This window comes from Dysgonomonas sp. GY617 (assembly GCF_015233815.1).
Classification (GTDB): domain Bacteria; phylum Bacteroidota; class Bacteroidia; order Bacteroidales; family Dysgonomonadaceae; genus Dysgonomonas_A.
The window spans coordinates 1-6,336 of sequence record NZ_JADCLR010000011.1; the positions used below are offsets into that span (position 1 = coordinate 1).

At 37.2% G+C, this 6,336-nt stretch carries 6 protein-coding genes and 1 rRNA gene; 6 read left to right on the top strand and 1 reads right to left on the bottom strand.

Going from position 1 to position 6,336, the window contains the following annotated elements; translation table 11 throughout:
- Window positions 1-1,684: 1,684 nt before the first annotated feature.
- The 6 genes from IR022_RS08680 to IR022_RS08705 all read left to right on the top strand — a co-directional run bounded on the left by IR022_RS08680 (window position 1,685) and on the right by IR022_RS08705 (window position 6,074).
- A complete protein-coding gene (locus tag IR022_RS08680) occupies window positions 1,685-2,320 on the top strand; it encodes a hypothetical protein (RefSeq protein WP_194203437.1) in 636 nt (211 codons plus the stop codon).
- Between the two features lie 773 nt (window positions 2,321-3,093).
- Entirely contained in the window at window positions 3,094-4,593 is a 1,500-nt protein-coding gene (locus IR022_RS08685; RefSeq protein WP_194203438.1) for an LPD5 domain-containing protein, read from the top strand.
- Window positions 4,594-4,603: 10 nt separating this feature from the next.
- A complete protein-coding gene (locus IR022_RS08690) occupies window positions 4,604-4,846 on the top strand; it encodes a hypothetical protein (protein WP_194203439.1) in 243 nt (80 codons plus the stop codon).
- Between the two features lies 1 nt (window position 4,847).
- Entirely contained in the window at window positions 4,848-5,414 is a 567-nt protein-coding gene (locus tag IR022_RS08695; RefSeq protein ID WP_194203440.1) for a hypothetical protein, read from the top strand.
- Window positions 5,401-5,661 (top strand): hypothetical protein, encoded by a 261-nt coding sequence (locus IR022_RS08700; RefSeq protein WP_194203441.1) that lies wholly within the window; start codon window positions 5,401-5,403, stop codon window positions 5,659-5,661. The genes IR022_RS08695 and IR022_RS08700 overlap by 14 nt, the downstream gene beginning before the upstream one ends.
- Window positions 5,658-6,074 (top strand): hypothetical protein, encoded by a 417-nt coding sequence (locus IR022_RS08705; protein WP_194203442.1) that lies wholly within the window; start codon window positions 5,658-5,660, stop codon window positions 6,072-6,074. Before IR022_RS08700 ends, IR022_RS08705 begins: the two co-directional genes overlap by 4 nt.
- Window positions 6,075-6,077: 3 nt before the next feature.
- Here IR022_RS08705 and rrf read toward each other — a convergent pair.
- Window positions 6,078-6,187 (bottom strand): 5S ribosomal RNA (rrf, locus tag IR022_RS08710).
- Between the last annotated feature and the right edge of the window lie 149 nt (window positions 6,188-6,336).

The window sequence follows — 6,336 nt, forward strand, 5'->3', positions numbered from 1 at the left end:
TTTGCCATATAAAAAGATATTTAATATCCAATTATTACATAAGAGTATTTGAAATCATAAAGTAAGCAAAAAAGTAACTCAGAGACTGTTATACCATAAGTAAGGAATTCAGGCTAGCTAAATTGACAATCAGCTGCCTAATCCATTATATATAGTTCAATTTTCATAAAACAGAGCTGAATTTAGTCCTTATTCCCCAATTAACAACAAGTTATGATATACATTAAATTTAAAATAAAGCATCAATATATATAGAGTTATATGAATTAAATCTGCGGCAATAACGACATATCAATTTATCCGAAATTCCGATATTTCCTTCTCAAATTAAGATTTGGAACGTAGAATTATCATGCCTGAAAATATGAATTTTAGTATCAATAAAATCTATCAGCAAAAACGAAACTTGGAATTTCAGCCGGAGCACAGATATGGAATCCGCACTGCGCGCGCAACCCTCCCTGTTATTTTAAAAAAGTTATAGTGCATATATTCAGGTAATTACAATGTCTTTTTTCTATAAAAGAAGACACTTAAACCCCAAATAAGGCTTATTTATGGGTTTATCGACTGGAAATGTGATATTTTGATAGTTATTTCAATTAATACTACTTAAATATCAAATTAGACAAAACACATCTGTCTGATATTATGATATTTACATATTCAGAGTTGAACTATCAGAATAACACACACATAGAATCTGATACTTTTTTGTTTTTGTGAAAATGGATTATTTTTCATTTTTCTAAAATATTGATTTAACTATCTGAATATAAATCGCTTGAAGTCGTGTATACGCGCGTTTATATTTAAAAAAAACAACGTTTTAAAACCGATACTTTGAATAATAAGTACTAAAACATTTGGCACTTTAGAATATTGATTTTATAATAGTCTTAATCTCGAACGGCAAAAGAGCCGAACAAAAAGAGAAACAAAAACAAAACATTTAGATTTTAAAAACAAAAAGTAAAAACCGCTTTAAGCGAGACAGAAACAAAGAACCCTAATAAGGTCAAAGAAAGTACACGAACAATAGTAGTGTATGATAATATTAAATAGCCGTGGACATTGCAGTGTCTAACCACCGGTAGCAAATCAGCACTACCGGCACGATATAGCAATCACTTATGAAAAAAGGCGACAGCCTGAACTATGCGGGATTGCCAGGTATAATCTAAGATTGTATTTAAACCGTATAGCCAAAGAGGAAGCACAGGAATAATGCCATAACCAGCGTCCAGTACGCACGGAGATAAAATGTGTAATATGGTAAAAACAGACCATACGGAGCTTGAGAAAAGAGTATATGCCCTTGCTATACCCATAATCACCAGCCGCAAACCGCCTTACTGTTAACTGTCAGACTGGAAAAGGTCTGAGACGTGCCCAAAGTGTGCCGTTACTCTTCAAAAAGAGTATTTCTGTACATAAAACCTTGCGGAATCGGAGTAGCAAGGGTTGCTGTCTGTGCCAAACAGATTGTAAATATAGTACGTTTTTGTAATAAGGCGAAAAAAAGAAATTGATATCCCGCATAAATTCAGGTGAAAGAATTGTGCGGGATACAGGCATGCAGTAAGGTATCTGCCACCTCCCTCTTTTGAGCGGGGTGTGGGGTTCGATTCCCCGGTGCTGACAATATGCACTTTTGCATAGTAATAATCTAATAATAAATAGTATGGCTACTTCTAAATTAAATGCAGTTCAATTAGAAAACTTAGCGTCAGATCATGCAGGTATTTTGTTTGTTTACACCTCTTCAAACGGTACACAAACGGCTCAACATTTTTTCGGTACTGATTTTGAGCCTAAAAAGACTGAAATTAGCGACAAAAACGACAAAAGGCAGGAAGACGAATTTTTCAGAGTATGGAAAAATATCATTTCGACGTTATGGGCTGCAAAGGATGCGGAAATGACTTTCAGAGAGGATAATGACGGCATTCGTACTAAATTCCGTGCTGCAACACCCTCCAAAATTGCCATTAATTCTGACAAAGGTGTAAACATTGCAACTTTTGAAATGGATTCTTCTGTATGGGCGAAAATTGGTTTAATGCCTACCAAAAAGGACTTTGAACGTACTGCCAGAGATTACAAAACTGCGATTCACAGAGCTACAAAAGCGTCTTTTGATGCCTTGAAATTCCGAACGGAGGATTACTTGAAACAAAAGGAAAAAGAGGCTAGAGAGGTGGAAAAAGCGTTGGAAAATGCTGCAAAACAAGCCAACAAAACAAATGAGAAAACACAGAATAATACCGGAAAAGAGACTGCCAAAGATGAGATATTGGTAACTGCACCCGCAGCTTAAAAATACCCGGCATCTATAATTCCAAAGCAGATAGCCTGACAATATGGTGTTCCGGCTATCTGCTATTTTCAGCTGCATTTGCGTTTATTTTTTTCATATACATACGTCTTAAAACGTGCTAGGCGGGAAAATTTTCCCGCTGGAATTACCGCTTGCCATATCCGATGAGAGTGGTATTAAAAAAAGAATACCGGAGCCAATGTTCTGAGTAAATCTTTTATCCGGATAGAAATATACCTGAGATACGGGAATCGCCGGTAGCCCCCCTGCCAAAGCCTCAAACCTTTTTTTGCCAGACTACTAATCTTTAATACACCCCTCTTATATCAGTTCCGGGGAGTTAAACATAAGAACGAGATGCCTATAAAGGTATCAAAACGAGTGGCAACACCCTTACTAAATGTCCTGCTCTGTATTACGGACCGACAACAGGCAACACCATGAGGCGAAAGCAACAAGTAAGGGCAACGGGGAGATTGTACGTGTTGAACTCTGACAATTAAACAGATGGTTTTTATATTATTTAGGTTACTTTATACATATAACTTTTTATAATATAATACAATAACTATTCTTTTATTGTTTACCCTCTACTAGTTATGGTGGAGAAGGGTCCGCTATATGGGTATGGGTAAATATACATACTATCTGAATTCGAAAAGCGATAAAATCAAGGATAATAAATATCAATAAGCGGTTAGGTGTATTTGAAGATGCCCTTCATCAATCAGGGAAAGAATAGTATCGATACCCCTTTATAATCAAAAAACATCATGGAAACAACAACTAAAATACAAGACTTCGGTCAAAAAATAGGTGGAGCCAAGAAAGACCTGGCTCAGGAATATTCTGCAAGGATCGCACAGATAACAAGTCAAAGCCTACTTTCACAACTACTCTCAAAATCATTTCCACGCCCGGACTTTGTGAAGATGTACTCTCAAAAGCTCATAGATGCAGATTCTGCAATAAAACTGCGCTTCCTGTACGAATCCATCCGCAAGAAACCCAGATCTAGAGGTCTGAGAAGTTGGGCTGAAAATACGATGAATCTGATAACACTGATAAAATCAGGACTAAATAACGAAGAATCGTTTATTTATAATACCATGTTCTTAACGCCCGACTTTAAAACCTATGAGTCGATGATGAAAGCAACAAACTTTCCCGAAGAGGAATTCAATCCGTTTCCATTCCGTATAATACCACCATCAGAATGGTGCATGTCAAGAGAGTTTGCCGTTACTAAAGGACAAAGTATAGAATATCGCAATCGTGATGTAAGCGAATGTGTAAAATGGATAAATGAAAATACCGGAGAAGGCAAAGCTCTATCAAAACAAGAGTATGAAATACGTTACTATACCCTAAGTAAAGAACGGTTCATTTGTCCGAAAGGAAAGCCTAGTATTGTTATTGTAAAAGGGCTAACCTTAGAAGAAGCTAGAGATTGGAAACTGAATAAACACGATGAACTAGAGAGAAAGTACAAGGAAATCCGCTTTGTGCCCAATGAACGCAATGACTGGAACCGTCCTCGCTTAGGGGAAGATTACCGTCAAGGCAAAGACATATCACCGGAAGTATTCGCAACTGTATTCCCATTTAGGGGAGTCGAATTTGGCAACTGGGTAAATCAGATAGAACGTGCTGCCTGTCTTAACGAGGCATACGATGCACTTTCGGTACTTGCCAAAATACTCGGAATAGGCAATCGTGCTATATCCTTAGATAACACACTCGCAATGGCTTTTGGAGCAAGGGGTAGCGGAAAAGCTATGGCACATTACGAACCGCTAAAAAGAGTAATCAATCTGACTAAAACAAAAGGCGCAGGATCGTTAGCACATGAATGGTTTCATGCCCTCGATAACTACATCTGTATCTGTGAGGGAAAAGGGTATACATATGCAACTGATCAGCCCCGGCATCTTAACAACAGCCTGCTATCAGAAGTGTTTAGTAAACTTACTTCAGCTATTCGAAAAAGTCCTTTCTATGACCGTTCAGAAGAAATAGACAAGGTGAAAACTAAAAAATACTGGGCTACAATAATTGAACTCTCGGCACGGGCATTCGAGATGTATGTAGTTTATAAACTCGCTCAGCAAGGTCACCACAACGACTATTTAGCAAACATCAAAACATTCGAAAGTTATGAAGTTCCGGACAAATACCCTTACCCTACAAATCAGGAAATGCAGGTCTTAGCTCCACTTTTCGAGGATGTATTTGCGATTGTGTTCTCTGATATATTAAAACAAACTGCTTAAATATACTACTATGGAAGAGAACGAAGTAATCCTGTTTTATAGCTGCAAGGCTTGGCATAACAGGGATAGCATGGATTTAGGTGTATTTACTGATAAAAATGCATTTGAGCAGTATCTCAAAGACATGAAAAAAGACAAGAAACTCTCTAATGATGATATCAAGGAGTTGGAAAACATAGGGCAAACTCAAGGGCGCAGACTCAACTATCAGATAATGAAAGAATTTCTAAATCCTGTTTATAAGCAAACTTAATATGAAATCCTACAGAGAAGAATTCTATAAATGGGTTAAAGACAATAATATTGAAATTTCCCAAAACCTGTTCGATGTTCTGCCCGATTCGCCTTACAACCTAAAAGCTGGACAAACTTGTACATTTCGCAACTATTGTTTTTGCGACTTCCCCGGATACACAATCATGGGATTTTGTAAGCCCGAATTATGGGGGGGATGTGTTTTTCTTGACTTCGATAGTTATTGGTGTCCTGTAAAACCTGAATATATTCTATTGGATGGAACCAAAGACCAGCGATGCAATGTAGAAGCTACTCAGGGAAATGGGAAAATCATTCTCGAAATCAACCGAATCCGTTGTTTACTCCAATCCTACGAAAAAGGAGTATTTGCAAACCTGATCCCTTTACAAACCGGAGGTGAAACAATAGAAGAAAAACTCAACAATATCCACATCGATTTTGCAGAGAATACTATTTCGTCTGATGATTACAAATCTGTCAAATGGCATAGCTTCAAGCATACTATTGACATTGAAGAAGTAAAAATAGTAATCAAAAAATTACACCTCAATGAACTTGAATGATTTTGCTACAATAAATTTTACACAGATTGGGGCTAATATACTGAATGCAGATAATGAACGTTTTAATGAGATTTTTCAACGAGAATTAAAAACTGACTATAAAGAAGGAGATGTGTATGAGAATATACTTTGGTGTATTCTAATTCTATTTGTTGATTGTTACGAAGACCCTTTGAAATCTCCTTTTACCAACTTAGAAAAATTACGGCAAAATCTTGAAGGATTCAATAAATGGCTTAAGAAATGATGCAAAACCTTTTCAATCCCAATATTACATGTACTGACCCCGATAATCTCCAGTTCTGTCTCAAAATATCAGATCGTGAATTCTGGTATTGCGAACCTAATATCTACAACGAAAAGCTCATGCCTGATTCAAATGCCAGAGAACTTGAATTATTCGAGAGATACAAGGGTAATCCTAAAAAGTTGCTCCAGGACGCACTAACAGTTGAGGAAGTAAAAGCTTTAGTCAACAATCGTCAGCTATGGCTTACCGGAAGCAGCGAAATGAATGACTTTACCCAAGCAAAACAGATTGAACTTTTGGATGACTACGGCTATAAATGGAATGATTTCAAATCCGATGCAGAACGTAACCAGATTATCTGTGAAAACTTTTTCGAACAAAATCCTATGGATTTTCGGAATGATTCATAACTAAAACGGCGACTACCTACTCTCCCATGTTTCATAGTACCATTGGCGTTACAGGCTTTAACTTCTCTGTTCGGAATGGGAAGAGGTGGATATCCTGCACTATAATCACCTTAATAAATCCAGACTGGCGGAACACCCGTATAGTGTCCTCACGGGAGGATGTTTCGACCTATTATCCTCCTAGCATACTATCGTATACTAACCGTTGTACGGACGCTAGTGGAAGGCAATTAAGCCAACGCTATTACTAGAATACTTAGCC

Bases quoted from the DNA above. Each gene is read 5' to 3' on its own strand.
- IR022_RS08680 (WP_194203437.1), top strand. From the start codon at position 1,685: ATGGCTACTTCTAAATTAAATGCAGTTCAATTAGAAAACTTAGCGTCA.
- IR022_RS08685 (WP_194203438.1), top strand. From the start codon at position 3,094: ATGGAAACAACAACTAAAATACAAGACTTCGGTCAAAAAATAGGTGGA.
- IR022_RS08690 (WP_194203439.1), top strand. From the start codon at position 4,604: ATGGAAGAGAACGAAGTAATCCTGTTTTATAGCTGCAAGGCTTGGCAT.
- IR022_RS08695 (WP_194203440.1), top strand. From the start codon at position 4,848: ATGAAATCCTACAGAGAAGAATTCTATAAATGGGTTAAAGACAATAAT.
- IR022_RS08700 (WP_194203441.1), top strand. From the start codon at position 5,401: ATGAACTTGAATGATTTTGCTACAATAAATTTTACACAGATTGGGGCT.
- IR022_RS08705 (WP_194203442.1), top strand. From the start codon at position 5,658: ATGATGCAAAACCTTTTCAATCCCAATATTACATGTACTGACCCCGAT.